At 74.0% G+C, this 25,858-nt stretch carries 20 protein-coding genes and 2 pseudogenes; 5 read left to right on the top strand and 17 right to left on the bottom strand.

What is annotated here, in order from left to right; genetic code table 11:
- Nucleotides 1-67 precede the first annotated feature (67 nt).
- A complete protein-coding gene (locus tag HHL19_RS18220; protein WP_169090834.1) occupies nt 68-661 on the bottom strand; it encodes a TetR family transcriptional regulator C-terminal domain-containing protein in 594 nt (197 codons plus the stop codon).
- A 147-nt stretch (nt 662-808) separates the two neighbouring features.
- Here HHL19_RS18220 and HHL19_RS18215 point away from each other — a divergent pair, with 147 nt between their 5' ends.
- On the top strand, nt 809-2,245 hold the full coding sequence (locus HHL19_RS18215) for an amidase (protein ID WP_169090832.1): 1,437 nt from the start codon (nt 809-811) through the stop codon (nt 2,243-2,245).
- Nucleotides 2,246-2,263: 18 nt separating this feature from the next.
- Here the strand turns inward: HHL19_RS18215 and HHL19_RS37365 are convergent, their stop codons facing one another.
- Nucleotides 2,264-2,806 (bottom strand): RICIN domain-containing protein, encoded by a 543-nt coding sequence (locus HHL19_RS37365; RefSeq protein ID WP_169090830.1) that lies wholly within the window; start codon nt 2,804-2,806, stop codon nt 2,264-2,266.
- A gap of 52 nt (nt 2,807-2,858) precedes the next feature.
- Nucleotides 2,859-3,767 carry a LysR family transcriptional regulator gene (locus tag HHL19_RS18205; protein WP_169090828.1) on the bottom strand — a complete coding sequence of 303 codons (909 nt, stop codon included), beginning with the start codon at nt 3,765-3,767 and terminating at the stop codon, nt 2,859-2,861.
- A 127-nt stretch (nt 3,768-3,894) separates the two neighbouring features.
- Here HHL19_RS18205 and HHL19_RS18200 point away from each other — a divergent pair, with 127 nt between their 5' ends.
- On the top strand, nt 3,895-4,725 hold the full coding sequence (locus HHL19_RS18200; protein ID WP_169090826.1) for an oxidoreductase: 831 nt from the start codon (nt 3,895-3,897) through the stop codon (nt 4,723-4,725).
- An 11-nt stretch (nt 4,726-4,736) separates the two neighbouring features.
- Here HHL19_RS18200 and HHL19_RS18195 read toward each other — a convergent pair whose 3' ends face one another.
- From HHL19_RS18195 to HHL19_RS37355, 11 genes are all read right to left on the bottom strand, one after another.
- Nucleotides 4,737-6,212, bottom strand: a complete 1,476-nt coding sequence (locus HHL19_RS18195; RefSeq protein ID WP_169090824.1) for a long-chain fatty acid--CoA ligase — start codon at nt 6,210-6,212, stop codon at nt 4,737-4,739.
- A 70-nt stretch (nt 6,213-6,282) separates the two neighbouring features.
- Nucleotides 6,283-6,495: a hypothetical protein gene (locus HHL19_RS18190; RefSeq protein ID WP_169090822.1), complete on the bottom strand. Its 213-nt coding sequence runs from the start codon at nt 6,493-6,495 to the stop codon at nt 6,283-6,285.
- Nucleotides 6,496-6,658: 163 nt separating this feature from the next.
- Entirely contained in the window at nt 6,659-6,985 is a 327-nt protein-coding gene (locus HHL19_RS37360) for a TetR family transcriptional regulator (RefSeq protein ID WP_240981704.1), read from the bottom strand.
- A gap of 90 nt (nt 6,986-7,075) precedes the next feature.
- Nucleotides 7,076-8,974, bottom strand: coding sequence for a geranylgeranyl reductase family protein (locus HHL19_RS18180; protein WP_169090820.1), 1,899 nt, complete (start codon nt 8,972-8,974; stop codon nt 7,076-7,078).
- Nucleotides 8,964-9,941: a polyprenyl synthetase family protein gene (locus HHL19_RS18175; RefSeq protein ID WP_169090818.1), complete on the bottom strand. Its 978-nt coding sequence runs from the start codon at nt 9,939-9,941 to the stop codon at nt 8,964-8,966. The genes HHL19_RS18180 and HHL19_RS18175 overlap by 11 nt, the downstream gene beginning before the upstream one ends.
- Nucleotides 9,938-11,083 carry a hypothetical protein gene (locus HHL19_RS18170; protein ID WP_169090816.1) on the bottom strand — a complete coding sequence of 382 codons (1,146 nt, stop codon included), beginning with the start codon at nt 11,081-11,083 and terminating at the stop codon, nt 9,938-9,940. Before HHL19_RS18170 ends, HHL19_RS18175 begins: the two co-directional genes overlap by 4 nt.
- 23 nt (nt 11,084-11,106) lie before the next feature.
- On the bottom strand, nt 11,107-13,077 hold the full coding sequence (locus HHL19_RS18165; RefSeq protein WP_169090814.1) for a hypothetical protein: 1,971 nt from the start codon (nt 13,075-13,077) through the stop codon (nt 11,107-11,109).
- Between the two features lie 15 nt (nt 13,078-13,092).
- Nucleotides 13,093-15,453, bottom strand: a complete 2,361-nt coding sequence (locus tag HHL19_RS18160; RefSeq protein ID WP_169090812.1) for a lanthionine synthetase LanC family protein — start codon at nt 15,451-15,453, stop codon at nt 13,093-13,095.
- Entirely contained in the window at nt 15,450-16,595 is a 1,146-nt protein-coding gene (locus HHL19_RS18155) for a phosphotransferase (protein WP_169090810.1), read from the bottom strand. Before HHL19_RS18155 ends, HHL19_RS18160 begins: the two co-directional genes overlap by 4 nt.
- 1 nt (nt 16,596) lies before the next feature.
- The gene (locus HHL19_RS18150; RefSeq protein WP_169090808.1) at nt 16,597-17,049 is read right to left on the bottom strand and encodes a hypothetical protein; all 453 of its coding nucleotides are present in this window, start codon (nt 17,047-17,049) and stop codon (nt 16,597-16,599) included.
- Between the two features lie 1,060 nt (nt 17,050-18,109).
- The gene (locus tag HHL19_RS37355; RefSeq protein WP_346770287.1) at nt 18,110-18,244 is read right to left on the bottom strand and encodes an Ada metal-binding domain-containing protein; all 135 of its coding nucleotides are present in this window, start codon (nt 18,242-18,244) and stop codon (nt 18,110-18,112) included.
- 266 nt (nt 18,245-18,510) lie between these two features.
- On the opposite strand from HHL19_RS37355, the pseudogene HHL19_RS37350 reads away from it, so the two are divergent.
- Nucleotides 18,511-18,800: pseudogene (locus HHL19_RS37350) on the top strand (carbohydrate kinase family protein); the annotation flags it as partial.
- Nucleotides 18,801-18,943: 143 nt separating this feature from the next.
- On the opposite strand, the pseudogene HHL19_RS18135 reads toward HHL19_RS37350, so the two are convergent.
- Both HHL19_RS18135 and HHL19_RS18130 read right to left on the bottom strand, forming a co-directional pair.
- Nucleotides 18,944-19,315: pseudogene (locus tag HHL19_RS18135) on the bottom strand (ROK family protein); the annotation flags it as partial.
- 127 nt (nt 19,316-19,442) lie between these two features.
- Nucleotides 19,443-20,642 carry a S8 family peptidase gene (locus HHL19_RS18130; RefSeq protein ID WP_169090804.1) on the bottom strand — a complete coding sequence of 400 codons (1,200 nt, stop codon included), beginning with the start codon at nt 20,640-20,642 and terminating at the stop codon, nt 19,443-19,445.
- A gap of 313 nt (nt 20,643-20,955) precedes the next feature.
- Between HHL19_RS18130 and HHL19_RS18125 the strand changes: the two genes are divergently transcribed.
- The gene (locus tag HHL19_RS18125; protein WP_169090802.1) at nt 20,956-21,450 is read left to right on the top strand and encodes a hypothetical protein; all 495 of its coding nucleotides are present in this window, start codon (nt 20,956-20,958) and stop codon (nt 21,448-21,450) included.
- Between the two features lie 23 nt (nt 21,451-21,473).
- Nucleotides 21,474-24,599, top strand: a complete 3,126-nt coding sequence (locus HHL19_RS38535) for a tetratricopeptide repeat protein (protein WP_206325266.1) — start codon at nt 21,474-21,476, stop codon at nt 24,597-24,599.
- Between the two features lie 38 nt (nt 24,600-24,637).
- Here the strand turns inward: HHL19_RS38535 and HHL19_RS18115 are convergent, their stop codons facing one another.
- The gene (locus tag HHL19_RS18115) at nt 24,638-25,801 is read right to left on the bottom strand and encodes an esterase-like activity of phytase family protein (protein ID WP_169090800.1); all 1,164 of its coding nucleotides are present in this window, start codon (nt 25,799-25,801) and stop codon (nt 24,638-24,640) included.
- Between the last annotated feature and the right edge of the window lie 57 nt (nt 25,802-25,858).

Below are 25,858 nucleotides of genomic sequence, written 5' to 3'. Positions count from 1 at the left end.
TTCCTCGGCGCCTGCGAGGCCTCCTCCATCGCCACCGGGCGCGAGTGCCGCCGACGGGGAGCGGTGGTTACCCCCAGAGGCGGGTGAGGTGTGCGTGGAGGACGTCCTCTGCGTCCTGGGGGGCGAGGTGGCCGATGAGGACGTGGGCGGTGAGGCCGTCGGCGAGGGCCAGGAGGGTGCGGGCCTCGCGCCTCGGGTCGAGGGGAGCGGTGCGGGCGGTACCTTCGGCGGCTTCCTCGATCAGGCGGGTGAAGGCCTCTTCCAGGGGTGCGTAGTTCGCCCGCAGCGTGCTGGCGAGCGCCTCGCTGACGGCCGCCTGCGCGACGAAGGCGAGCCAGACTCTGGCCTCGGCGCGGTGTTCCTCCCGCAGCAGCGAGAGTTCGGTGGCCGCGTGCCCCAGGGCCGTGCCGGCCGACTGGGCCGGGCTCCTGACGAGGCGGGCCTGTACGCGCTCGCCGATCCGTTCGCCGATGTGCTCCAGAGCGAAGACGAGCATCTCGTCCTTGGTGCGGAAGCACCGCTGCACCGCGCCCATCGACACCTGCGCCCGGGCGGCGACGTCGCGCAGGGTCACGCCCTCCAGGCCGCGTTCGTCGGCAAGATGGCAGACCGCCTCGGCGATGAGGCGGCGCCGGCTCGCGTGATCCACCTGTCTGGGCATGTCCGGTGACCCTCCTCTTCGTCCGCGGCGCTTCGCTTCGCTTCGTCGACCGACTTTATCCGATGCAGTCGTATCGGTTACGGGGTAGGGTCTCCGCCACGGTTCCGATGCGGGCGCATCGGTATGGAGAGGACGGTGGAGACAGTCATGCGGGATGCCCTGTGGAGGATGCCGGCCGCCGCGCAGGCGGAGGCCGTACGTGGCGGGGAGGTCTCGGCCCTCGAACTGGTCGACAGCCACCTGGAGCGCATCGCCGAGGTCAACCCTCGCGTGAACGCGGTCACGCAGCTCCTCGCCGAGCGCGCACGCGAGGACGCGGCGCGGACGGACCGCCGGCGGGCCGGCGGCGAAACGCTGGGACCTCTCGCGGGGGTGCCCTTCACGGTGAAGGAGTCCACGGCCATCGAAGGCGTGCCGACCACGTTCGGGTCGGAGCGCTTCCGCGATCTCGTGGCGGCTGCCGACGCGCCCCCGGTGGCACGGCTGCGCGCGGCGGGGGCCATCCCCATCGGGCACAGCAACCTCCCCACCCTGATCCTGGCGGGGATGCACACGCGCAGCGAGCTGTTCGGCGACACGGTCAATCCGTGGGACAGCGGACGGACCCCGGGTGGCACCAGCGGCGGCGACGCCGTGGCCGTCGCCACCGGCATGGCGGCGATCGGGCTCGGCAACGACTCCGGCGGATCGGTGCGCATCCCGGCCCAGTTCTGCGGCGTGGCCGCGCTGAAGCCGACCACGGGGCGGTTCCCCGCCGACCATCGCTTCCTCGGCCCGGACGATCCGGGCCCGGCTTCCCAGATGCTGGTCACGGACGGCCCGCTGGCCCGCGGTGTGGGCGACCTCCGCCTGGCGTACGAGGTGCTCGCCGGGACCGATCCGCGCGACCCGCGTGCCGTGCCGGTGCCCGCGTACGGCGAACCCCTCCCCGGACGGGTGAAGGTGGCGGTCGTCGCGGACCCCGGCGGGCATGGCGTCCACCCCACGGTGCGCACGGCCGTCGCCGCCGCGGCCGACGCGCTCCGCGACGCCGGGTACGACGTACGGGAGGAGCGGGACGTGCCGCGGCTGGACGAGGCCCTCGACGCGTACGGCCGGATCACGGCGACCGAGTTCGCCCCGACGTGGCCGGCGGTGCGCGCGCTGCTCGGCGAGGGCGGGGACCGTTACATCGCGATGGCGATGGAGCAGGCCCCGGCCGCCGACGCGGCCGAGTTCATGAAGCTGATGGGCGTCTGGATGAACATCCGCCGCTCCTGGGCCGAATTCCTCGACGCGTACCCGCTGGTGCTGGGGCCTGTCTTCACCGAGCCGCCGGTCGAGCCGGGGCTGGAATCGCGGGACAGGGCAGGCCGGAACCGGGTCGCCTCCGGCATGCGCCTGTGCACCGCGACCAGCTTCGTCGGCGTACCGGGCGTCGCCGTACCGACCGGGACGGCCGACGGGCTCCCCACCGGGGTGCAGGTCGTCGGGCGCGCGTTCCGCGAGGACCTGTGCCTCGACGCGGCCCAGGCGATCGAGGACCGGCTCGGCGTCCTCGCGCCGATCGACCCACGCGACGGCGGCGGTCACCCGACCCGTTGAAACTCTGCCGCTCTGGTGTCAGTTGGATCTGATGTCGGGGATGGCTGTGGGGGCCGGAACCGGGTCGAAGGCGAAGAGCTGCCCCGACTGCGTCCGTGCACACGGGAGTTGGACGACGGCAACACCCGGGGTGCGGTTGCCGCCGGCGATCGTGACGCAGGCTCCGGTGTGGACCGGCAGGATCCGGTACGTACCGGAGTGCGCCCCGGCTGCGGCGCGGATGCTGAACCGCTCGGCGGTGCCCCGACGGCCGCAGCAGTCGTTCATCAGTCGGGCGCCTTCGGTCCTCAGCCCGGCGTCGACGCCGAGGCAGCCGTGTCCCAGGACGGGGTGCAGGGAGCGGATCGTGTACCGGTCGCCGCCGGCCGGTTCCAGGAGGTAGACGGGGATGCTCGCGGGGCAGGCGTACTGCTCCACGGCGCCCCCGCCGTCCCGGGAGGTCGACTCCCCCAGGCACAGCCCGGAGCCGACCGCCCTGATCCTGTAGACGCCCGCCTCGACCGATCCGGGACGCGGGCCCGCGCTCGATCCCGTGACGACGGAGTCGGCCGGAGCACTCACCGGGAAACCCGCCCGCACGAACTGGCCACCGCCTATCGCCACGACCGCGAGGTCAGGTTCGTGTGGACGCGGCGACGTCGGCCGCCGCGCGTGCGTAGTCGCGGACCAGGGGGCGGGTGTCGTCGGCGCGCCAGGCGAGGGCGAAGCGGGACTCCGAGACGCCGTCGACGGGGCGGGTGACGACGCCGCCGCGGGTGAGCAGCGGGGCGTTGCCGGTGGCGACCAGGCAGATGCCGAGGCCGCCGACCAGGGCCTCGTACGTCTCGTCGGCACTGGCTATCTCGGCGCCGACGACCGGCGGCCGGCCGTGCCGCGCGTCCACGGCCAGCCAGTAGTCGCGGAGTTCGGGGCCGGTGTCCGGCAGGGCGAGGAAGGGCTCGTCGAGGAGTTCGGCGAAGTCGATCCGTGCGCGGGCGGCCAGCGGATGGCCTTCCGGCAGGGCGACGAGGCGCGGTTCGGTGGCGACGACGACCCAGCGGAAGCGCTCCGGGCCGGCCAGCGGCAGCCAGACGAAGGCCACGTCGCTGCTGCCGTCGGCGAGCCCGGCCGTCGGGTCCTCCCAGCCGATCTGCCGCAGCCGGGGCGCGGCCCGCGGATGGGCCTCGGTGAAGCGGGAGCGGATCGCGGGCAGCAGCCCGCCCCGGCCGGGGCTGGTGCTCATCCCGACGACCAGGGTGCCGCTCGCCTCCTCCCGGGCCGTCCGGACCGCGTGCTCCGCTTCGTCCCATGCGGCGAGCACCGCCCGGGCGTGCGGCAGCAGGGCCGTACCGACCTCGGTGAGGCGGACGCCCTGCCGGTCGCGGTCGAAGAGCGGGGCGCCGAGCTGCCGTTCCAGGGCCCGGATCTGCTTGCTGAGCGCGGGCTGCGAGACGTACAGCCGCTCCGCCGCCCGTGTGAAGTGCAGTTCCTCCGCGACCGCGAGGAAGTACCGCAGATCCCGCCCGTGCACGTCCGTGGTCATAGCCATGGGTTATCACGACGGATCTTGGACGGGCAACGCCCCGCGCCCGCATGCTCGTCGTGTCGCCGCCCGCCGAGCCGTCGGCGGGCGGGACGTCCCGCATACGCGTCACGAGGGGAACACCGTCATGAGCAAGGTCTGGCTGATCACCGGAGCCAACAGCGGCTTCGGACGTGCCTTCACCGAGGCCGCGGTCGGCGCCGGCGACGTCGTGGTCGCCGCGGCCCGCCGCGCGGGCGCGCTGGACGAGCTGGTCGCCGCCCACCCCGACCAGGTCGAGGCCGTCACCCTCGACGTCACCGACCACGCCGCGGTCGACCGGGTGGTGCGCGAGGTCGCCGAGCGCCACGGCCGCATCGATGTCCTGGTCAACAACGCGGGCCGTACCCACGTCGGTTCGGTCGAGGAGACCGACGACGCCGAGCTGCGCTCGCTCTTCGACGTGCACGTCTTCGGCCCCGCCGCGCTGACCCGCGCCGTCCTGCCGTACATGCGCGAGCGCCGCTCCGGGGCGATCGTGCAGCTGAGCAGCGTCGGCGGGCAGATGTCGATGGCGGGCTTCGGCGCGTACAGCGCGACGAAGTTCGCCCTGGAGGGCATGTCGGAGGCGCTGGCCGCGGAGGTCGGGCCGCTCGGCATCCACGTCCTGATCGTCGAGCCCGGCGCCTTCCGCACCAGCCTGTTCGGCAACGGCAGCCTCAGCCTGGACACGATCGCCGACTACGCGGACACGGTCGGCGCCACCCGTGCCTTCGTGGAGGGCGGCGACGGCGGCCAGGCCGGCGACCCGGCGAAGGCCGCGGCGGCGGTCCTGGCCGCCCTGAACGCGGACGAGAAGCCGCTGCGGCTCGCCCTGGGCGACGACTCGATCGACACCATCTACGCACACCTGGAGCAGGTACGCGGCGATCTCGCGGCCTGGGAGAAGGTCGGCCGCGACACCCGGTGGGAGCCCTAGGGGCCCCCGTGTCAGGCGGTCGGGTGCGGCGGGGCGATCTCCCGCTTGAGGATCTTTCCGGTGGCCCCCTTGGGGAGTTCGTCGAGGAGCCAGACCACCCGGGGGTACTTGTACGGGGCGACCTGGGCGCGCACGAACTCGCGGAGGTCGTCGGGGGTGGCGGTGGCGCCTTCGTGGAGGGCGACGGCGGCGCCGACCTCTTCGCCGAGTTCGCCGTGGGGCAGGCCTATGACGGCCGCCTCGGCGACGCCGGGGTGCTCGTAGAGGACCTCTTCGATCTCGCGCGGGTAGACGTTGTAGCCGCCGCGAATGATCAGGTCCTTCTTCCGGTCGACGATGGAGAGGTAGCCGTCCTCGTCGACGCGGCCGAGGTCGCCGGTGTGCAGCCAGCCGTCCACGAGGGTCTCGGCGGTGGCGTCGGGGCGGTTCCAGTAGCCCTTCATGACGTTGTGGCCGCGCACGCAGACCTCGCCGATGCCGTCCTTCACGGCGTCCAGACGGACCTCGACGCCCTGGAGCGGGGTGCCGACGGTGCCGGCCTTCCGGGGGCGGTCGGGGTGGTTGAAGGTGATGACCGGCGAGGTCTCCGACATTCCGTAGCCTTCGAGGACGGGGCTGTCGAAGGCCTTCTCGAAGCCGTGGAGCACCTCCACCGGGAGGGACGCGCCGCCGGAGGCGCACAGGCGCAGGGCGGAGACGTCGTGGGTCCCGGGGGCGCGGTGGCGGGCGGCGAGGAGCGCGGAGAACATGGTCGGCACCCCGAGGAACACGGTGACCCCGTCGGCGGCGAGGGTGTCGAGCGCGGCTCGGGGTTCGAAGCGGGTCAGCAGGGTGAGGCGGGCGCCGACGGAGAGGGCCGTGTTCATCCCGCAGGTCTGCCCGAAGGTGTGGAAGAGCGGCAGGCAGCCGAGGACGACGTCCTGGGGCTGGAGGTCGAAGAGGTCGCGGGCGCACAGTTCGGTATTGCGGGCGATGTTGTCGTGGGAGAGTTCGGCGCCCTTGGGCTTGCCGGTGGTGCCGGAGGTGTAGAGGATCACGGCGGTGTCCCGGCCGCCGCCCACCGATCCCGCGAGCGGGTCGGGGTGGTCGGCGAGGAGGCCGGTGAGGGCGCCGGGTGCCACGGGGACGAGTTCGGTGGCGCGGCCCTTGGCGGCCTCGGCCGCGACGGCGTCGAAGACGAACAGCAGCTTGGCGCCGGAGTCCTGGAGGTAGTGGGCGATCTCGCGGGCCTTCAGGAGCGGATTCATCGGCACCACGACGGCGCCGGCCCGCAGCACGCCGTAGTACAGGGCGGGGAACTCCGTCATGTTGGGCAGCATCACGCCGACCCGGTCGCCGCGGCGCACACCGCGGGCGCCGAGCATGGCGGCGACGCGGCCGACGGTCGCGTCGAGCTCGGCGTAGGAGATCCGGGTGGTGCCCAGTTCGACGGCGGTGCGGTCGCCGTGCTCGGCCGCACTGCGGCCGACGAGGTCGGCAAGGTTCATCGGTGGTCCTCTCGAAGGGGTGATGAGGGGTGATGAGGGGTGATCAGGGGTGGTGAAGGGAGCGGGCCGGTCAGCCGCGCAGCGCGGACGTGAAGATACCCGGGAGTCCGGCGAGGGAGGGTGCCGCGGTGAAGGCGGTGACGCGGCGGATCGTGATGAGGGCCGTCCTGTTGGTGACGTAGAACGGCGGGCGCGGGGAGATCGAGGGCGATCCGGTGAACAGGCCGCGCGGCGCGGGGGCGAACGGGGCCCTCAGTACGGTCTTCTCCACGTCCTCCAGCATGAAGGCGTTGTGGACGAATCCGATGCCGGAGCCGATGCCGGAGCCGACGGCGCGGCGGGTGTGGCCGGGGTGGGCGCCTCAGGGGGTGTGGCCGAGCAGGAAGCCGATCGCGGACCAGCAGTTGACGCCGAGGGTTCCGTAGCGGAGGGCGCGATGGCCTCGGTCACCTGCCGGGCATGGCTCTTCTCGGTCCTGGGGTGGACGAGGAGGGTGGCGCCGAGGGTGCCGGGGAGGACGTCGTCGGCGAAGGCGACGGCTTCCTCGAGGAAGGCCCCCGGGTCGGCGCCCGGCAGGCGGACGACGGCGAGTGCGCTCGCGAGCACCTCTCCGGTGAGCACCTCCCGGAGTTCGTCCGGAAGCTCCCCAGATCCGGCACGGCCAGGGCGCCGACCCGGGACGCGGCCGCCGCGATCACCAGGTCCTGCTTGGTGGGCCACCGCCGGTGGACGGCCGGCTTGCTCACCCGCGCCCGGGCGGCGACGGCCGCCATGGTGAGCTCCGCGAGCCCGTGCTCCGCCACCAGCTCGACGACGGCGTCGAGGACCGCACCCGACGCCGATACGACGGGCGGAAGACGACCTCACGCCGCGAGCCGTCCGGCGGGGGCCGGGCCGCTCCGGGGCAGCGACATGCGGGTGAGACGGTCGAGGGCGCGCACGGCGCACCGAGCGCGCCGTTCCTCAGCCGCGGTACCTGGCTCTTCGGGCGTGTCCGAACGGCGCGACCCCTCCCAGGACGCCCACGTGGTGCCGAGCGAGCGGCCCTCGGCGGTCAGCCGGGTGACGGTCGCGGGGTCGGCGTGGGCGAGGTGGGCGCCGAGGCGTACGGGCAGGGCGAACACCGTGCCCGTGGTCAGGGCCACGGCGCCGGGTCCTCCGAGCAGGGTGCCCGCGCACACGTCCGCGCTCGCCCGGCTCATCAGGCGTACGGCCCAGGCCCCGACGTCGGCGGCGCGTTCCAGGGACCGGCACAGCAGCGCGTCGCCCGCGGAGACCGCGAAGAGGTTCGCGGCGCGGGGACCGCCGTCCGGGAGCGCGTCCAGGACGTCCTCGTGCGCGGCGAGCGCGAGGCAGGCGAGTTCGGAGGCGACGGCCAGGCGGCGCGCGTCCCGTCGCCGGGCGGGCGCCGCGAGGATCCCCGCGCACACGAGGAGGGACGCGATCCGGGTCTGCTCCGCCATGGCGTCGCGCAGTTCCGTCACCGCGCCGGCCAGGAGGGGCAGTTCGTCCCCCGCCTCCTCGCGCACCGCCCGGCGGGCCGCCCGCACCTCGTCAAGGAGTCCGTGCCGCGCCAGCCAGAGGCGCAGCGCGGCCGGTCCTTCCGCCTCCGCCGGTTCGGGCGCCCCGCGGTCGTAGGCGCTGACGGCTCGCCGGGCTCCGCGGTGGAGCGGTCGTTCGACGCTCGCCGCGCCGCTGACGACGTTCCACACGAACTCGTGGTGCTCCACCAGGGACCACGCGGCGTCCATCCGGCGGCCGAAGCGTCGCCGCAGCTCCGCGCCGTAGCCGGGGACCTCGTACCTCCCGGCGGCGAGCGCGCGTTCGATCATGTCGGCGGCGAGCGCGCCGGACTCCAGGGCCGTGTCGATGCCCTCGCCCGACAGGGGGTCGACGAGCCGCGCCGCGTCGCCGACCAGGACCAGGGCGCCGGCGCTGCAGCGTTCGGGGTCGAAGTCGCAGGGCAGCGGCGCGCCCCGCAGCGGTCCGGGCCGAGGGGACCCGTCGGATTCCAGGGTTCCGAGGAAGTCCCGGAACACGGTGCGGAGGTTGACCCCGGCGTCCTGCGGTCTGATCCGCAGGCAGCCCACTCCCACGTTGGCGACGTCGGCCGACACGGGGAACACCCAGCCGTATCCCGGCAGGGTCCGTCCGGTGGCCGGGTCGACGAGCGGCACGAGGACGCGGAACTCGTCGGTGAGCCCGCGCAGCCCGCCGACGTACGCCCGTACGGCGAAGCCCGTGCGGTCGGTGGGCCGTGCCAGGCCGCCCGCCCGTGCCAGGGCCGAGGTCGCTCCGTCGGCCGCGACGACGAAACGGCTGGTCACCTGGCGGTCGTCGGCGCCGTCGACGTACCGGACGCCGACGGTGCGGCCGGCCTCGCGGAGCAGGCCCGTGGCCCGGCACGAAGGGGCCACGGTCACGCCCGCCGACCGGGCGCGGTCCGCGAGCAGCGCGTCGAGGACGGCGCGGGGCACCACGCGGCCCCGCCCGCCCGGGGTCGCCCGGGTGAACTCCGCCCCCGAGGCGAAGGACAGCCGCGTCCCCCGCACCGACTGGAACGGGGCGAGTTCGGGCCGGCAGCCGAGGAGGTCGAGCTGGGCGAGCGAGGCTCGGGTCAGGCCGTCGCCGCAGGCCTTCTCCCGGGGGATCGGGGACCGGTCGAGGAGCAGGACGGTCCTGCCGCGCCGGGCCAGAGACGTGGCCGCGGCGCAGCCGGCGGGTCCTGCGCCCACGACGACGACGTCGACGTCAGACGCCATCACCCACCTCCTCGACCAGCTGGTGCAGCCGTGCCCTCGCCGTTGTGGCGGGGAGGCGGCCGAGTTCGGCGTGCGCGCGGCCGAGCAGACCCCGCAGGACGGTCAGCGAGCGGTCCACTCCCCCGGCGTCGGCCACCAGCGTGCGGACCTCCTCGGCGCCGGGCCCGTCCAGGCCCGGTACACCGAGCAGGCCGCGCAGGCGGGCGGCGGGCGCGCCGCCCCTGCCGAGGGCGACGATGACCGGAAGGGTGTAGATCCCGGCGCGGACGTCGGCGGTGACGGGCTTGCCGAGCCGGAGCGCCGTGCTCGTGAGGTCCGCGAGGTCGTCGGCGAGTTGGAAGGCCGTGCCCCAGGTCCTGCCGAACCGCTCCAGCGCGTCCACCGTTCCGGCCGGGGCGTGCGAGGCGAGGGCACCGGCCAGGCCCGCGAGTCCGAACAGCGCGCCGGTCTTGAGGGCGATCACGTCGAGGTAGTCGTCCTCCGTGCGGTCGACGCGGAACGCGGAGACGAGTTCGCGGGTCTGCCCGCGCCACAGGTCGGCCGTGCACCGTGCGGCGGCCCGCGCGGCCGCCTCGCCGGCGCCCGCGACCAGCTCCGTCCCCCTCGACAGGAGGAAGGTGCCCGCGAAGACGGCCGCGCGGTTGCCCCACAGGGCGGCGACCGTGGGCTGTCCCCGGCGTACGGGTGCCTCGTCGACGACGTCGTCGTGGTGCAGGGTGCCGAGGTGCATGAGCTCGACGCCCGCGGCGACCTCGACGGGCGGGGGCGCGCCGGGGGCCGAGGCGGCCGAGGCGAGCAGTGCCAGGCGGGGTCGTACGCCCTTGCCGGCCTGGGACGGCAGGTGCCGCAGGATGGCGTCCACTCCGGGCAGGGCGGTGTCCGCGGCGGCGAGGACGACGCGGTTGGCCGCGTCGAGGGCGCGGGTGAGGTCGTCGCCCGCGGTGGCGGGCAGTGCGGCGGCCGTCATGCGACGACCCCGACGAGGGTGTAGCCGCCGAGCGGCAGGTCCTCCCACAGCTGCCCGAGCGTGACGACGGTGAACCACCCCGCCTTCGGCTCGACGGCGTCGGCCACGATCTCGACGCCGCGCTGCTCGCCGGCCCGCATCCGGGCGGTGGCGACGACCTCTCCGGCCGCCGGGTCCGCTCCCCTTCCGACGTGCTGGACCAGTGCGGCGGCGTAGTCGCGGGTGGCGTCGGTGGGGACCGTCCCCACGACCTCGCCGACGGAGACCTTGACGGCGGGCGGCCGGCCGACCCGGCGTACGGGCCCCTCCTTCGGGGCGTCCGGGTCCCCCGCGAGCGCGGCGAGCCCCGTCAGCACCTCGGTCTCGCCGGTCTTCGCGAGGTGTTCCGCATCGATCTCGAACATGTCGGCCCGGAGCGTGACGAGCATCCGCGCCGAGAAGGGCAGCGGGTTGGTCAGGGTCAGCGTCATCGCCGTGGAGCCGCCCTGGGCCGGTTCGACGGTCAGGTTGCGCTGGCCGACGTGCCGGTCGAGCCGGGGTCCGAAGGGGACCTGGATCGGGTCGAAGGGGCCGAAGACCGAGCCGGGGGACGCCGTCGCCGTGGGGTTGGAGGTGTTGACCACGAGGCACTCGTGACCGCCGTTGAGGAACTCCGGGATCCAGGGGGTGCGGCAGCGGACGTCGAGCGAGGCGCCGTGGCGGATCTCGGCCCACTCGGTGCCGATGTGACGGCACGTGCCGGCGCTCACGCCGAGCGAGGGGTCGGCCCAGTAGAAGTCGACCTGGGTGGGGGCGGAGGTGGCCCTGCCGAAGTTGAACACCCGTGCGTGCACGAAGTTGTCCTCCCCGGCGCGCGCGGTCAGGCCGATGCCGCCGCTGTTCTCGACGACGATGTACGGCGAGGCCCAGAATGCCTCCCCGGCCGGGACGGGACGGATCCGGCCGAGGTCGGGGGTCTGTCCGGGCAGCACCGGCACGACCGGCTTGTACGGCACCACCAGGAACGGCGTCCAGGTCCGGCCCTCCTTCGCCAGCCGGGCCCATGCCTCGCGCAGTTTCTCGTGCTGTTCGGTCCCGGCCTCCTGTACGCCTTCCAGCCCGATGCCGGGATCGAGCGGGGGACGCCGACGGTGGGTGCTCATGGTTGCCTCCTGGCGCGCCGTGCTCACGGGGCCGGCCGGATCGTGACCGCGTCGGGGTCGTAGCCGCCGTCGAACTCCCATGTCAGGTGGGCGAGTCCGCGGTCGCCGTCCAGGTTCCAGCCCGGACGCGGTTCGCTGATGCGGGACAGCAGGTCCACCGCGTTGGCGACGGCATTGCCGAACGGCAGGGGCTGCCCGTCGGGGCCGAGGCGTACGGGGAAGGCACCGGCGGTGCCGATGCCGCCGTTGGACAGCGGGTTGTCGACGTCGTCGTCGATGAAGTGCGACGGATAGGCGGTGGCCCGGTAGGCCGTGCTCCTGGGCTTCTCGAAGCCGGGGTTGGCCGCCGTCGGACGCTGGTTGAAGGTCAGGATGTTGCCGTCCCACGGCTTGGAGGGGAACTCCCTGTCGGTGACGCGCGACTTGACCAGGTTGCGTCCGGACTCGAACGGCAGCCCCGAGAGCGTCGCGGAGACGATCTCGTCCTCGGCCAGCATCTCGGCGTAGGGGTAGCCGAAGGCCGCGAGCGCGAGCAGTTCGTTCATGCCCTTGAGCCCGTTGTAGAGGTACATCCGGTACCAGAACAACTGGCAGCGCAGCTTCTGCCACTCGACGACGTTGGAGCAGTCGAGCAGCGCGGCGGCCCCGGCGACGGCCGCTGCGCCGGCCACGAGGGAGCCGCCGAGGAGCAGCAGTCCGCCGAGGATCGCGAGGAGGATGCCGCACACCACCGCCGTGGTGTCCTCCAGGTCGGTGTCGAAGGCGGGCGGCAGGCTCGGGCCGCCGCCGGGTGCCGGTACGAAGGGGTCGAGCTCGCCCAGAGCGGCGCCGCAGCCTTCGGGGGGTTCGACGGGGGCGCCGAAGTTGCAGCCGATGATCTCGCCGCTGGTCTGGACCCAGAGCATCAGCCACGTCATCTGGTAGGCGCCGTTGAGCTCCTCGGCGGCGAGTCCGGCGGGCAGCGGCCCCGGGTGGGCGGTGGTCAGGGCCTTGAACCACGACTGGGCGAAGTCGTCGGGTATCACCCCGGCGGGCAGGTCGCGGTTCCGCTTGATGTCGACGAGGAGGGCGGCCGGGTCCATCGGCTGGAGTTCGATGAGCTTCTGGAGGTTCGCCGAGCACAGCGAGGGCCATTGCGGGTAGGGCGGTGTCGGGGCGTCCACCGGGGCCGGCCGCGGGCCCTGCGCGTAGTGGCCGTGCACCCAGGCGTCGATGAAGTTGTCGGTGAACCGGCGCCGCCACCACTGGGTGCGGTGCGGGCCGCCGACGCAGGAGTTGACGAACGGGCTGCCGCAGACGTTCGCCGCGTAGCCGATCAGATAGCCGTAGGCGTAGGCCCGCAGCCGGTCGTCGCCGGTGGCCGCGGCCTCGGCCAGGAGCGCGTCGACGAACGCGCCGGTGCCGCGCCAGTGCAGGAAGTCGCGCGCGTGCCACTCCTCGGGTGGTGGCACCGGATCGGTCGGCGCGGCCGTGTCGACGACCGGCTTCAGCCGGTCGGTGATGGTGGCGGCGATCTCTCCGATGATCGGGCTCGTGGCCGGATCGAGGGCGCCGATGATCTTCGCGAAGTCGTTGGCGGTCGTCTCGATGTCGCTCAGACCGACGCCCGGCACGTTGCCGTCCCGGATGTCCTTCAGCCGGTCGCAGTCCTCCGCGTCGGCCACCGTGGTGAGTTCGTCGAGGATGCGTCGCATGCGGACGAGGACGGCGTGCAGCCCCACGCCGCTGCCCGGGAAGCGGGACTCGTCGCCGCCGAGCAGGGCGAAGATCTGCTTCCAGACGTAGGCGTACGGGTTCGGGTCGTCGGTGACGTCGCCCTCGACGCGCCCGTTGGGCATGAAGTCCGCCAGCGCCGGTCCGATCGCGCCGAGGTGCGCGTACGCCGGTTGTGCGCGGAGCGCGTCCGCGACCGCCGTCAGCTCCGCGTCGCCCGACGCCGTGAGCCGGGCGACCGTCTGGTTCAGCACGGTGAGGTGGGTGGCGATTCCGGGCATGGTCCCTCCGGTGTCTCAGATGAGCCCAGGCAGCAGGACCATGGGCTCGGCGGGGTCGCGCAGCCACAGCAGCGCGTGAGCGATTCCGGAGCTCCCGAGCATCAGTCCCGGGCTCTCGGCGGGGGTGCCGAGCGGCCAGGGGCCGCCGGCGTGGGCGGCCAGGGCCCGTGCCACCGCGTCCCGCGCCACGCCCGCGCTCTCCCGGTCTCCGACGGCCCGGCCGGCGAAGGTCAGCACGATCGCGTTGCCGAGCAGCCCGTGACAGAGCGAGTGGTCACCCGCGGGGTGTGTGTCCCGCACGAACGAACGGGTCGTCGCCAGGGCCCTGAGGGCCTCGTCGCGGTAGACCGGGTCGCCGGTCAGCTGCCAGGCCCGCGCGCGGGACACCGCGATGCCGGGCGCTCCGTGGCACCAGTACGTGGAGTAGGCCAGCGCGCCTCGGGCCGCGCCCCGGGTGGCCCGGGTCTCGCGGAGGTCCGGCCAGTTGCCCACGCCGGGGTCGAACCACGCCCGCTCGTGGCCGAAGCCGGCTTCGGCGGTGGCCAGGAAGCGGGGCTCGCCCGTCGCCGCGGCGAGTTCGGCCAGGGCGAGCGCGATGCCCGCGGTGCCGTGCGACAGTCCGGTGAGGTGGAACTCGCCCTTGCGGTTGATGGTGCTCCAGGCCAGTCCGCCGCCGGCGGGCGTGGCGTGCTCGACGAGCAGGTCCCCGAGCCTCACCGCCTCGTCGAGCAGGGAGCGGTCTCCGGTGAGTTCCACGAGCGCCAGCGCGCCCAGGACGGCTCCGGCGGCGCCGCTGATGAGGTCGTGCTCGGTGCACGGCGGCGCCAGGGCCTCGCGCCCGGTGGCCCGGGCGGCGGCGCGCAGGGCCGGGTCGTCGAGCCGGCGGGCGGCGTACGCCTGGGCGAGGGCCAGCCCCGTCCAGCCGTCGAAGAGTCCGGGGCGGCGGTCCGGCGCGAGGTCGCCGCGACGGCGTTCCGCCTGCCGCAGCGCGGCACGCGCGGTGTCGGCGCAGCCGGGGCCGTCGAGCTGGGCGAGGACGAGGGCGACGCCCGCGAGGCCGTCGTACAGGGTGGGCCCGAGGGAGGCGAGCACGCGATCGGTGCCGTCCGGGACGAGCGAGCCGAGCCAGGTGCAGGCGTCGCCGTCGTGGAAGGCGTCCGCGACGAGCCGCTCGCAGAGCCTCCGTGCCTCGTCGCCCAGCTCGCTCCCGGTCGGTTCCGTGACCGGCGCGGGCCGTGGGGAGGGCGATGCGGGGGTACGGCCGAACGCCCGGTATCCGTCGGCCGAACCGGGCCGGAGGTACGGCGTGTCGAGCGAGACCCCGTGCTCCCGGAGGTAGTCGCCGACGAGCTCCGCGCGACGTGTACGAGGTGTGCGACGTGCGCGACGTGTGCCGCTTGTCGCCGCCGAGGCCGCGACGAGTCCCTCGGCGAGCAGGCGGCAGCGGTGCATGCCGAACGAGCGCCCGTGGTCGGTGTCCTCGGCGAGGCCCACGCCGGGTCCGAGTTCCTTGGTGAACACGGGGATCCAGGCGCTCCGGACCAGCCGGGCGTCGGTGAGCAGCCGGTGGGCCCGTGCCAGGTGGGGGCGGGCGGCGGCGACCGTGTCGGCCGTGAGGTAGAGGACCGCGGCGTCGCAGCGGTCGTACGCGGCGGGGTCGTCCAGGACCTTGAGCTGGTACGGGATGCCCTCGCCGTTGAGACTGCGGGTCAGCTCGCCCATGAGGTCGAGCGCGCCGCGCGCCGTGCAGTTCCAGTAGACGCGGACGACGGCCGCGCCGGCGGGAACCGGTGCGTCGGACAGCGCGAGGTAGTGGCCGGGGGATCGGTGGAGCAGTTCGCCGGGCATGCGCAGCTCCGCCGAGCCCGGCCCGCCCCGCCGCAGGAGCCGCCCGTCCAGGACGCTGATCCGCACGCCTTCCCGTTCCAGCCGTGTCTCGGGCCGTGGATCCGGCGACGGCGGACCGGCGGGCTGCGGATCGGCGGGATGGGGATCGGCGGGCTGCGGATCGGCGGGATGGAGACCGGCCGGCTCCGGATCGGCGGGCTGCGGCCCGGCGGTGATCCGCCATCCGTTCTCCCAGCCTCCGGCGCCCGTGTTGCGGGCGCGCAGCGCCGCGACGAACGGCCCGGAACCGCCGGCGGCCGCGGTGGGGGCCTCCCAGTGCATCGGGGAGGCGTGGCCCTTGACGTAGAAATAGCCGTAGAGGTGCTCGGCGAGCGCCTGGGCGAGGTAGTCCCGGCGTACCTGGGCGTCCAGCGACCGGGTGAGCGTCGCGGGCAGCCGGGGCGGCCGCTTCCCGAACCAGGCGAAGCCGTGGTCGCCCACGAAGGTGGTGGCGGCGACGGCGGAGGCGATGTGCTCCCGGGCGGTCACGGCGCGATCCCGAGCAACGAGCGGCCTCCGCCGGCCGGATCCCTGAGGAGGTTGTGGGCGAGCTGCAGCTTGAGCACCACCTGCCCCGGCAGTTCCGCGAGGAACTGGGCGCTCTCGTACGCCGTCTGCACGAGCCGTGCGGCCGCGAACGGCACCGCGCGTGCCCACACGGCGCGTGCCTCGGCCCGGTCGCCGGCGGCGGTGGCGTAGGCCGTCCAGAACCGCTGGACGGCCGGCTGCCAGCGCGGGAGGGGGAACGGGCCGTGATCGAGGAACCGTTCGGGAGGCGTCTCCGCGCTCACCGGCGCGTGGTCGAGCCACAGGGACAGGTACTCGGACAGCACCGTGGCGACGTCCCACGCCGGGTCGCCCCACATCGCCATCTCCCAGTCGGCCAGACGCAGGCCCTTCCCGGCCCGGGCCGGCACCGAGGGACGCACGATGACGTTGTCGAGGCGCAGGTCTCCGTGGACGACGCAGCCCGGCCGCCACTCCGCGCGCAACCGGCCGAGGAGGTCGGCGAAGTCGCCCGTGGCGTGCACGGCGGTGAGGAGCCGCAGGGTGGCGGAGCTCGCTCCGTAGTAGACGGTGACGTCGGGGCGGTCGAACGAGAACACCAGCGGCAGTCCGGTGGTCACCGGGAGCGATTCCCGCGCCTCGTCGTCGCGCAGGGCGTGCAGCGCCGCGAGCCGGCGGCCGAGCGCCTCCGCCACGCCCGGCGGGAACCGGCGCGTCCGGCGGTGGTACGCCGCCAGGGTGATCGCCTCGGAGTCGATGCCGAGCACGAGGACGGCCCGCTCCGGCAGGTGGCGCACGGTCGGCGGGAGCGCGGCCCGCAGTTCGGCGGATCCGCGCAGGGCGAGGGCGTCGTAGGTACGGGCCTCGTTGCCGAGGGTCCGTACCGTGTCCGGGTCGCCCGCCTGCTTGACGAGGAACGAGGGGCCGTCGGTGGTGGTCACGCGGTGGTTGCGGTTGCGGCGCGACACGTCGGTCACGACGAGTCCGCCGACGACGTGGGCGGCTGTCAGAAGGCCGAGTTCACGCAGCAGACCGACGGCCCCCCGCGCGTCCAGCGGGTCCCGTCCGCCGGTGGGGGCACGGCTCGGCCGGGCGACCGCCGGCGGCGCGGCGACGAGGGCCATGTCAGCACCCGCAGGACAGTCCCACGGAATCGCCGCCAGGCAGCGACGAGCACGACTGGGTGCAGTGTGCGCAGCCGGAGCAGGGGCAGCCCTCCGCGGCCAGGGCCCTGACACCGGTCAGCCCCGCCAGCCCGCGCAGGAAGCCGGTGCGGACCTCGCCCTGCAGGAACTCCACGGGGAGGGTGCGCGAGGTGGACTCGGTGATCCGGGCGTCGCGGCGGACCCACGCGATCGTGTGGCCGGGCCGCGTCTCCTCCGCGTGCACGACGTCCGCCGCGTCGCACTCCACGAAATGGGTGAGCTCCGCGTTGAGGTAGAGCCGCCAGCGGCCCTCGTCCGTGCCGCGCCCGAGCGCGAAACCCGTGAGTGTCCTGACATCCGCGTCCGCCGCGGCGCGCTCCACGCGCTCGCCGAACTCTCGGGGACCGAAGCCGTTCTCGGATGTGCCGGCCACGATTGCCTCCTCGGGGAACCCCCCTAGGGGAAATCGACGTAACTGCCCCCGCCTCCCTCGGAGCAGCGTCGGAATCGGTCGCCCGTGATCAGCAGACCACGGAGGAGACCGTAGGTGTGGACCGCCCGCTGTGCGTAGTCCGTACAGGTGGGGAGATAGACGCAGGTTCTTCCGTCCCGCTTCAGACGGTCGCGGAGGAAGGACTCCTGGTACACCTTGACAAACCAGACGATCACAACTGTACCGACTCGGTGGGGCCGCGCAACCGCTCGTTCCGCCGCCGGAATCCGGCGGACCGGCAGGAGTGCGGCGGCCCGGATGAGCACGCGGATCCCGACGTACGCGACGACACTCGCCGTCGCGCCGACCCCTTGGCGCGCCAGCCGAAGGCCCGCAGCCCCCATCTGTTTCCCGCTCAACTTTCCACTCCAGCCGCCTCGTCGTCCCCAGGGAACCGGGCGAGTCCCTCCAGTATCCCGCGCGCCTCCGGCCGGCGCCTCCGTGCGGCGGGAGCCTCTCGCTTCGATGCGACGACGGCACGTCACATGCCGTACGCCAGAGGCCCGTTTCGCCCACCGCCCGCCACTGGACTGTCCCGCTCCCGGTGGTCGTCACTCGTCGGCGGATCCGACGATGCAGCCCCGGCGGACCGTCCACACCCTGCCGTCCGCCGTCGTCCCGCACATCCCGTCCAGCACGCCGGGGCCCACTGCGGCCGGCACGCGCGCGTCGCCCACGGACGCGAAGCCGAAGGTGCGGTGCGGATCCCGTCGGTGCTGTGGTGGAGGCGGCGGCTCATCCGGGCCCAGCCGACCCGGGCCGCGGCCACCACCCAGGCGTCGGGTCCGGGGCGGGGCAGCCGATGGGCCTGGCGTAGCCAGGACGCGGCACCCTCCGGCCAGTCGACCACGGCGGCCTGCAACAAGGCGGGATACCGGCTGTGGCCCAGCGCTACGCTGCCGCCGCGATGACCCTCGCCCTCCAGCAGCGCCAGCAGCTGGGCCAGTTCGGGGGCGGTGTGCGGGCGGTGAGCGGGCCAGGAGACGGGGAGACGGTTCGTTCATGCCGGCTCCTCGGCGCGCCACGCCCGGTGACGGGTGGGGAGGCAGACGGCGCACGGCCGGTATCCGGCGGCTGTGGCGGTGGTCTCGTCCGCGAAGAAGACGCGGTGGCGCACATGGTGTCCGCGGGCGATGTGCCGGAGGGCGGAGGGGCAGTCCAGCCGCCCGTAGATCCGTCGGCGGCGGTAGCCACCCGCCGTACCGACCGGGGGCGTCGCTGAGGTAGGGCTGCCCGTCGGCGCCGGTCAGGGTGTATCGGCTTGGCGCCGTCGCGGGGGGGCGTCCGTCCGTCGTCCGTTCACGTGGGTACTGTGCCTCGTCGCGGGCTGGTCGATCCGGCGGTCTCCGGACGTCGACGTCGTGGCCGGCGGCGGGGAAGATCGACCTCGCCGTCGCGCCGGAGCGCCGTGGTGGTTCCGACCTGGTGCTCGTCGGGGCCGAGGCCCCCGGAGGCCATGCTGCGGCACACCGACGCCGCTCGGCGCGCCGGTATTCGGTTGGCGGCCGATCCCTCGCAGCAGCTCGCCCGTCTGGACCGCGCCCAGGCGCGTCGGTTGGTGGATCGCGCGCATCTGCTGTTCACCAACGCATACGAGTCCGCCCCGCTGCGTGAGCGCACCGGCTGTGGGCGACGCGTTCCGTGCCGGGTTCCGCGGGGGTCTCGGCTGGGACTGGCCCGAGGAACGGGCGGGAGCCGCGTCTGGCGGTGCCGTCCTGAGCGCCGTGCCGGACGTGCCGACGCGGGTGGGGTGAGCGGGCGTGGCTGACAGCCACGGGACCGTTGCGGTGGTGCGGTGATACGGGGCCCGGCCCGGTCGGGCCGGGCAGTTCGGTCAGGCCGGAGAGAAGACGTGGTCGCTGATGAGGCGGGCCGCGCCGATCACGCCGGCGGTGGGTCCCAACTCGTCGAGAACGATGGGGAGGTTGCGGGTCGCGAGCGGCAGCGACTGGCGGGAGACCTGGGTACGGACGCTGGCCAGCAGGGTGGGGCCGAGTCCGGTGACGCCGCCGATGACGACGAGTCCCGGGTTGAAGAAGCTGACGAGCCCGGCGATGACCTGGCCGAGGCGCTGTCCGCCCTCGCGGATCAGCTCCAGGGCCACGGTGTCCCCCGCCGCCGCGGCGGCCGAGACGTCCGCGGCGGTCAGCTCCCCGGCATTCTCCAGCCGCGCGGCGAGCCGCGCCGACCGGCCGGAGCGCGCTGCGGTGAGCAGGAATCGGTCACGACTTCTTCCTCTCACGGGACAAAGGGCCCGCGCTCCTTCGGGAGACGGCGGAACGGCCCCCTTCGGGAGAAGGGGGCCGTTCGTCACGCGGCGGGAGCGGGGTGGATCAGGGGGCGATCTTCAGGAGCTTGTTGGTGGTGCCGGCGGAGGGGTTCTTGATGGCTCCGTCCGTGGCCGCCCCGGTGAGGGCGGTGGCCGTGTCGGCGGGGGTCGCCGTCGGATGGGCGGCCAGGTACAGGGCCGCGGCGCCGGCGACGTGGGGTGCGGCCATGGACGTGCCGGAGATCGTCTTGACCTCGGTGTCGCTGCCGTTCCACGCCGAGGTGATCTCGGATCCGGGGGCGTAGATGTCCACCACCGCGCCGAAGTTCGAGAATTCCGACTGCTCGTCGCCCTTGGTGCTGGACGCGACGGTGAGGGCTTCGGGGACCCTGGAGGGCGAGCCCTGGCCGGCGTCGGAGGACTCGTTGCCGGCGGCGACGGCGAAGGTGATGCCGGCGGCGATGGCGCGCTGGACGGCCGCGTCGAGCGCTTCGTCGGCGCCGCCGCCGAGGCTCATGTTGGCGACGGAGGGTCCGGTGTGGTTCTTCGTCACCCAGTCGATGCCGGCGACGACCTGCGCGGTGGTGCCGGAGCCGTTGTCGTCCAGGACGCGGACGGCCACGATCTTGGCCTTCTTGGCGACGCCGTGGGAGGCGCCCGCGATGGTTCCGGCGACGTGGGTGCCGTGGCCGTTGCCGTCGTCGGCCGAGTCGTCGTTGTCGACGGCGTCGAAACCGTGGGTCGCCCGGCCCCCGAAGTCCTGGTGCGAGACCCGGACGCCGGTGTCGATCACGTACGCCGTCACGCCCTCCCCGCCGCCGTCGGGGTACGTGTACTTCTCGTCGCCGGCGGTGTCGGCCTGGTCGATCCGGTCGAGGCCCCAGGACGGGGGCTTCTCCTGGGTCTCGTTGATGGTGAAGCGCTTGTTCTGGACGACCGTTCCGACGGCGGGGTCGGCCGCGAGCCGCTTCGCCTCCTGGACCGTCAGACCGGAGGCGGAGAAGCCGTTGACCTTCGAGCCGTAGGCGCGGTCGAGCGTGCCGCCGTACTTCTTCGCCAGCTCTTCCTTGTTCGCGGATGCGTCGAGGATCACGACGAAGCTGCCGTCGACGGCGCCCGCCGCGCCGAGTCCGTGCACGGTTCCCTCGGCGGGGGCGGACGCGCCGGCGAGGTTGGCGGCGAACAGCGCCGCGGCGGCGGAGCCCGCCACACCTGTGGCTATGGCCGCGTTGCGAAGGCCGCGGGATCGCTTGTGAGTTGCCATGTAGAGAGATCTCTCCTCGTGTTGACGTGTGGGGCGTCAAACGTTCGAGAGAACCTTGTGCGGATTGGCAGGAGCAAATCAAGCCCAGGCCATGACGAGGCGTTATTCAACAAGGTTTCTCAAAACCCTCTCCCCATCCCCTCCACGACATTCACGCCTTCCCCCGCCCCCCTCTGCGGCAACCAGGGGGCGCGGGACGGCTCTTGGGGGAACCGGGGACAGCGGCAGCGCGTATCTGGTGGAGTGAGGTGCTGAAGGCATGGCGGGGCGCCGGGGGCCCCGGTGCGGGCTGGTCTGTCTCGGGAGGACGAGGATGCTGGCGGAGACGATGACGGCGTTGGCCGCGGCCGGAGGCACCGCGGTCGTGCAGGCCGCGGGAACGGACGCGTGGACGGGCGTGCGCCAGCGGGTGGCGCGGTGGTTCGGGCGGGGGAATCCGGAGCGGGAGCACGCTGAACTGGAGCGCCTCGACCGGACCGCGGGCGAGCTGGAGGCGGCGCGGCCGAGCGACGTCGAGCGGGTGCGGATCCTTCAGGAGGCGGCGTGGCAGGGGCGGATCCAGGCTCTGCTCGAAGCGCTGGAGGACGGCGAGCGGGACGGGGTCGCGGATGAGCTGCGTGACCTGCGTGACCTGCGTGACCTGATGACCCTGCGGGCTGCACACCACGGTGACGCGTCGGCCGGGGAGGGCGGGGTGGCCGTGGGCGGGAATCTCGTCGTCCAGGCCGACGGTTCGTCCGCTGCCGCCGTGATCATGGGGAATGTGACGCTGGGAAACCCTCCCCAGCCGGGTTCGCACCAGGACTGAGCGCACCCGGCTCCGTCCCGGCCGTGCCGGCCCACCCCTCCGGCGGCGTCTTCGCCGACCGGGGCAGCAGCGCCGTCGGCTACGCCGGGCAGGTCCACCACTACGCCGCGCCCCGCGCACCGGCCGCCTGGCCGCACCAGGTCGGCGTGATCCCGCCCCGTGCCCTCTCGTTCCAACACCGGGCCGAGGTCGACGAGTTGCGGGCGGCGGTCGACAGCGGGGGCACCGCGGTCCTCAGCCAGGTGCTGACCGGGACCGGCGGGGTGGGCAAGACGCAGCTGGCCGCCGACTACGCGCGTACCGCCTGGGACGGCGGCGGGGTCGACGTCCTGGTGTGGATCGGCGCGCGCAGCCGTTCGGCGATCACCGCCGGCTACGCGCAGGCCGGTGCGGAGGTGCTCGCCGCCGATCCCGGCGACCCCGAGCAGTGCGCGCGGGCGTTCCTGGCCTGGTTGGAGCCGAAGGCCGGCCAGAGGCCGTGCCGGTGGCTGGTCGTGCTGGACAACGTCGAGGATCCGGCCGATGTACGAGGCTGGTGGCCGCCCGCCAGCCCGCACGGCCGTGTCCTGGTCACCACGCGTCGCCGCGACGCCGCCCTGACCGGGGCGGGCCGACGGCTGGTGACCGTGGGCCTGTTCACGCCCGAGGACGCGGCCGTCTATCTCACCGCCGTACTCGCCGCGCACGACCGCCACGAGCCCGCCGAGGACATCGCCGGCCTCGCCGCCGACCTGGACCACCTGCCGCTCGCCCTGGCCCAGGCCGCCGCGTACCTCATCGACACCGACGTCACCTGCGCCCGCTACCGCCGTCTGCTGGCCGACCGGCTCAGGAGACTGGCCGACCTGCTTCCCGAACCCGGTGCCCTGCCCGACGACCAGGCCGTCACCGTGACGGCCACCTGGTCCCTGTCCGTCGAGCACGCCGACCGGCTGCGCCCCGCCGGTCTTGCCCGCCCCATGCTCCGGCTCGCCGCGACGCTCGACCCCCACGGCATCCCCGCCGACGTCCTGACCAGCCGGCCCGTCCTCGCCCACCTCGCCCGGCACCGCGCCCAGCGCCACGCCCACGACGCTCCTGCGACAGCGGAGGACGCCGTCGGCGCGCTGCGTGCCCTGCACCGGCTCAGCCTCGTCACCTACGCACCGGGCCAGCCGGTCCGGGTCCACGGCCTCGTGCAGCGCAGCGTGCGGGAGCAGTTGCCGCCTGACCTGCTCGCCGAGACCGTCCACGTGGCGGCCGACGCCCTGCTCGACGCGTGGCCGGAGACGGAGCCCGACTTCGCCACCGGCCAGCGGCTCCGCGCCAACACCGAAGCCCTGCGGTCCCATGACGAGGAGCTGCTGTGGTCGGACACCGATGTGCACGAGGTACTGCTCCGGCTGGGCCAGAGCCTCGGCCGCGCGGGGCTGTACCAGGCATCGGACGACCACTACCGGCAGCTCGCGGCCACCTCCACGTACAAGTACGGCGCCGACTCCCCCCGTACCCTCGCCTGCCGCGGCAACGCCCTCGTCTTCCTGAAGTTCACCGCGAGCCCCGCCGAGGCCGTGGCGGCGTACACGGAGCTCGCCGCGGACTGCGCCCGCCTCGTCGGCCCGGACGACTACTTCACCTTCCGCGCCCGCGACGACCTCGCCAAGACCCGGGCCATCGGGGGCGACCCGACCGGGGCGCTGGCCGACTACGAGCAACTGCTCCTCGACCACCGGCGCGTCCACGGCCCGCACCACCACCGCACCCTCGCGATCCGTGCCCACATCGCCTCGCTGCACGACGACACGGGGGACGCGCGGCGCTCCGCCGCCCTCTACGAGGAGCTGCTCGGCGACTGCCGGACGCACCTCGGGCCCCTGGACGACATGACCCTGGACATCCGCAGGATGCTCGCGCGGCTGCGGGGTGAGGCGGGCGATCCCGCCGGGGCCCGCGACCGGCTCGGGGAGCTGCTCGACGAGCACGTGGCGGCGTTCGGGCGCGACGACCACCGCACCCTGGTGGTGCGGCACGAGCTGGCGGACTGGCGCGCCGCCGCCGGAGACGCGCCCGGGGCCGCCGCCGAGCTGGCGGACATGATCGACGACGCCGTGCGGGTCCTGGGCGCGCACCACATCGACGTCGCCCATGCCCGCTTCTCCCTGGGACTGCTCCGCGACAAGGCAGGGGACGCGAACGCGGCGCCGGTCGGCATCGACGAGTCCGCCCGCTTGCTGGAGCGGACGTTCGGGCCCGACCATCCCTTCGTCATCGGTCACCGCGGCGTGCTCCTGCTGTGGCAGCACGGTCTGGCGGAGAGCGATCCCGTCACCGCGGCCCGGGGCTTCGAGGAGATGATCGCCGCCCTGAGTCCCCTCTGGGGCTCCGACCACCCCCAGGTGCTCTTCCTCCGCAGCGGTCTCCTCAGCATCGAGGGCGTGATCGGCGCCCCGGGCCGGACCGCCGCGGCGTTCGTCACGCTGCTCGCCGACTGCCGACGGGCCCTGGGCCCCGAGCACCCGCTGACGCTGACGACCCGCGCGCAACTCGCCGACTGGCGCGGCGAGGCGGGCGACCACGCCCGGGCGGTCGCCGACCTCCGCGAACTGCGGGACGACATGGCCCGGGTCCTGGGCCCGCACCATCCGGAGTCCTTGCGCACCCGTGAGCTGCTCGCCGAGAAGCTGCGCGCGACCGGTGACACGGCCGCGGCCCTCATGGCGTACGAGGACCTGATCGCCGTGCACGGCCGGGTGCTGGGCCCGGACCACCCGGACACCCTCCGGCTGCGCACGGCCCACGCCGGCCACCGCGCCGACGACGCGGAGCCGGACACGATGATCCCGGTCTATCGAGAGCTGCTGGCGGACCATGTGCGCGCCCTGGGCGCCGACCATCCGCGCACGCTCGACGTGCGCGCCCGGCTGCTGGAGTGCCGGGCGGAGGCGGGCGACCCGGCGGGGGCGGTCGAGGAGTGCCGCGAGCTGCTCCTCGACGACTGCGAGCGCGTCCTGGGCCCCGACCACTACCTCACCGAGGCCACCCGGGCGTTCCGGGACGCCCTGGACCGCAGTGGTTCCGAGGCGCTCCCCTCCACCACGTACCACATGCTCCTGGACCAGTACGAGAAGGCCGAGCGCACCGGCCGAGCGGCACCCTCCGACGCCCCATGAACCCGAGCGCGCGGGTGGAGGAGGGTGCCTCGTGTCCGTCAGCGGAGGCCGAGGGCGACGACCTGGGTGATGGCGTCGTCGGCGAAGTTGTCGTCGCTGACGAGGATCAGCAGGCGCTCGCCGGAGGGCAGCTCCGGGCCCCACGTCATGCCCTCGGTGTTGTCGACGGCGGTCAGGCCCAGGGTGTCGAAGTCCACGACGAGCCGCTTGCGCATCGGCGTCACGGCCTGCCCGGCCAGGGAGTCCATCTTCCGGACGTCGGTGGCGCCGCGCGTGGTGGCGTCGAAGACGCGGATCTTGTAGCCGGCGCCGGCGACCCAGGTGCGTTCGAGCACGAGGTAGCGGTGGGGCTGGTCCGGGAAGGCGAGGATGGACGGGACGCCGGTGTCGGGGGCCCAGGGGCTGTTCGGGTCGCTCTCGGCGAAGATCTTCTCCAGCGGGTAGGCGAACTGCCCGAGGACCCGCCCCGCGCGGTTCTGCCGCGTGACGCGGACCAGCGCGCCGTTGTCCAGGTCCGGCGCCGGGCCGTCCTGGAGGAGCGGGCCCTCGATCGCGCTGGTCACGACCTTGCCCTTGGAGCCGAAGGTGATGGCCTCGATCGCCTGGTTCCGGCGCGGTCCGCGCTCGTCCGTCGTGATCTCGTAGTCGGCCGGCAGCCGCAGCTGTCCGACGTAGTCGCCGGTGGCGGAGGCGTACTGGATGGACGGCTGGATGACCGGCGGGCCGGCGGTCCCGGGCCGGTCGCCCTCCTGTGCCCACCAGTAGTCGCAGCCGCGCGGGTCGACCCTGATCTCCTCCGGGTCGACGGCCTTGCCGTCGCCCAGGGCCGGGGACGGGTAGAACGAGCCGTCCGGCTGACGGAAGGGGTGGGTGTCGGTGAAGTCGACGGCGTGCACGCCGCCGGCGTCCACGTCCAGCTTCGCCGTGTAGAAGCGGGCGGGCTGGAGGTACGAACGGTCGTCGCTGATGAACACGTACTCGCCGGTGCAGGGGTTGCGGTCGATACCGGACAGGCCGCCGACCGTGGTGTCCTTGAAGGCGAGCTTGTGGGGAACGGTCTTCTCGCCGAGCAGGCGGGCCTGTACGGCACGCCCCGACCCCTGTCCGGGATCGTCCGGTTGGGCGGCGGCCACGGCGGGGGCCAGGGTCGAGGTCAGAAGCAGGGCTACGGCGCACGCGCGGCGCGTCAGGGAGGAACTCACCAGTTGATCTTGGCCTCTGGTGGGCCGGAGCACAGTCGCCCGATCGGGTAGGGATCC

It is taken from the genome of Streptomyces sp. R302, assembly GCF_012927245.1.
In the GTDB taxonomy this organism is placed as follows: Bacteria; Actinomycetota; Actinomycetes; order Streptomycetales; family Streptomycetaceae; genus Streptomyces.
Note: the sequence above shows the minus strand (reverse complement) of the source record. Positions and strands in the feature narration are given on the sequence as shown.

Excerpts from the sequence above, each read along its gene's own strand:
- HHL19_RS18220 (WP_169090834.1), bottom strand. The coding sequence starts at position 661 with ATGCCCAGACAGGTGGATCACGCGAGCCGGCGCCGCCTCATCGCCGAG.
- HHL19_RS18215 (WP_169090832.1), top strand. The coding sequence starts at position 809 with ATGCGGGATGCCCTGTGGAGGATGCCGGCCGCCGCGCAGGCGGAGGCC.
- HHL19_RS18205 (WP_169090828.1), bottom strand. The coding sequence starts at position 3,767 with ATGACCACGGACGTGCACGGGCGGGATCTGCGGTACTTCCTCGCGGTC.
- HHL19_RS18200 (WP_169090826.1), top strand. The coding sequence starts at position 3,895 with ATGAGCAAGGTCTGGCTGATCACCGGAGCCAACAGCGGCTTCGGACGT.
- HHL19_RS18195 (WP_169090824.1), bottom strand. The coding sequence starts at position 6,212 with ATGAACCTTGCCGACCTCGTCGGCCGCAGTGCGGCCGAGCACGGCGAC.
- HHL19_RS18190 (WP_169090822.1), bottom strand. The coding sequence starts at position 6,495 with ATGCTGGAGGACGTGGAGAAGACCGTACTGAGGGCCCCGTTCGCCCCC.
- HHL19_RS37360 (WP_240981704.1), bottom strand. The coding sequence starts at position 6,985 with ATGGCGGCCGTCGCCGCCCGGGCGCGGGTGAGCAAGCCGGCCGTCCAC.
- HHL19_RS18180 (WP_169090820.1), bottom strand. The coding sequence starts at position 8,974 with ATGGCGTCTGACGTCGACGTCGTCGTCGTGGGCGCAGGACCCGCCGGC.
- HHL19_RS18175 (WP_169090818.1), bottom strand. The coding sequence starts at position 9,941 with ATGACGGCCGCCGCACTGCCCGCCACCGCGGGCGACGACCTCACCCGC.
- HHL19_RS18170 (WP_169090816.1), bottom strand. The coding sequence starts at position 11,083 with ATGAGCACCCACCGTCGGCGTCCCCCGCTCGATCCCGGCATCGGGCTG.
- HHL19_RS18165 (WP_169090814.1), bottom strand. The coding sequence starts at position 13,077 with ATGCCCGGAATCGCCACCCACCTCACCGTGCTGAACCAGACGGTCGCC.
- HHL19_RS18155 (WP_169090810.1), bottom strand. The coding sequence starts at position 16,595 with ATGGCCCTCGTCGCCGCGCCGCCGGCGGTCGCCCGGCCGAGCCGTGCC.
- HHL19_RS18130 (WP_169090804.1), bottom strand. The coding sequence starts at position 20,642 with ATGGCAACTCACAAGCGATCCCGCGGCCTTCGCAACGCGGCCATAGCC.
- HHL19_RS18125 (WP_169090802.1), top strand. The coding sequence starts at position 20,956 with ATGCTGGCGGAGACGATGACGGCGTTGGCCGCGGCCGGAGGCACCGCG.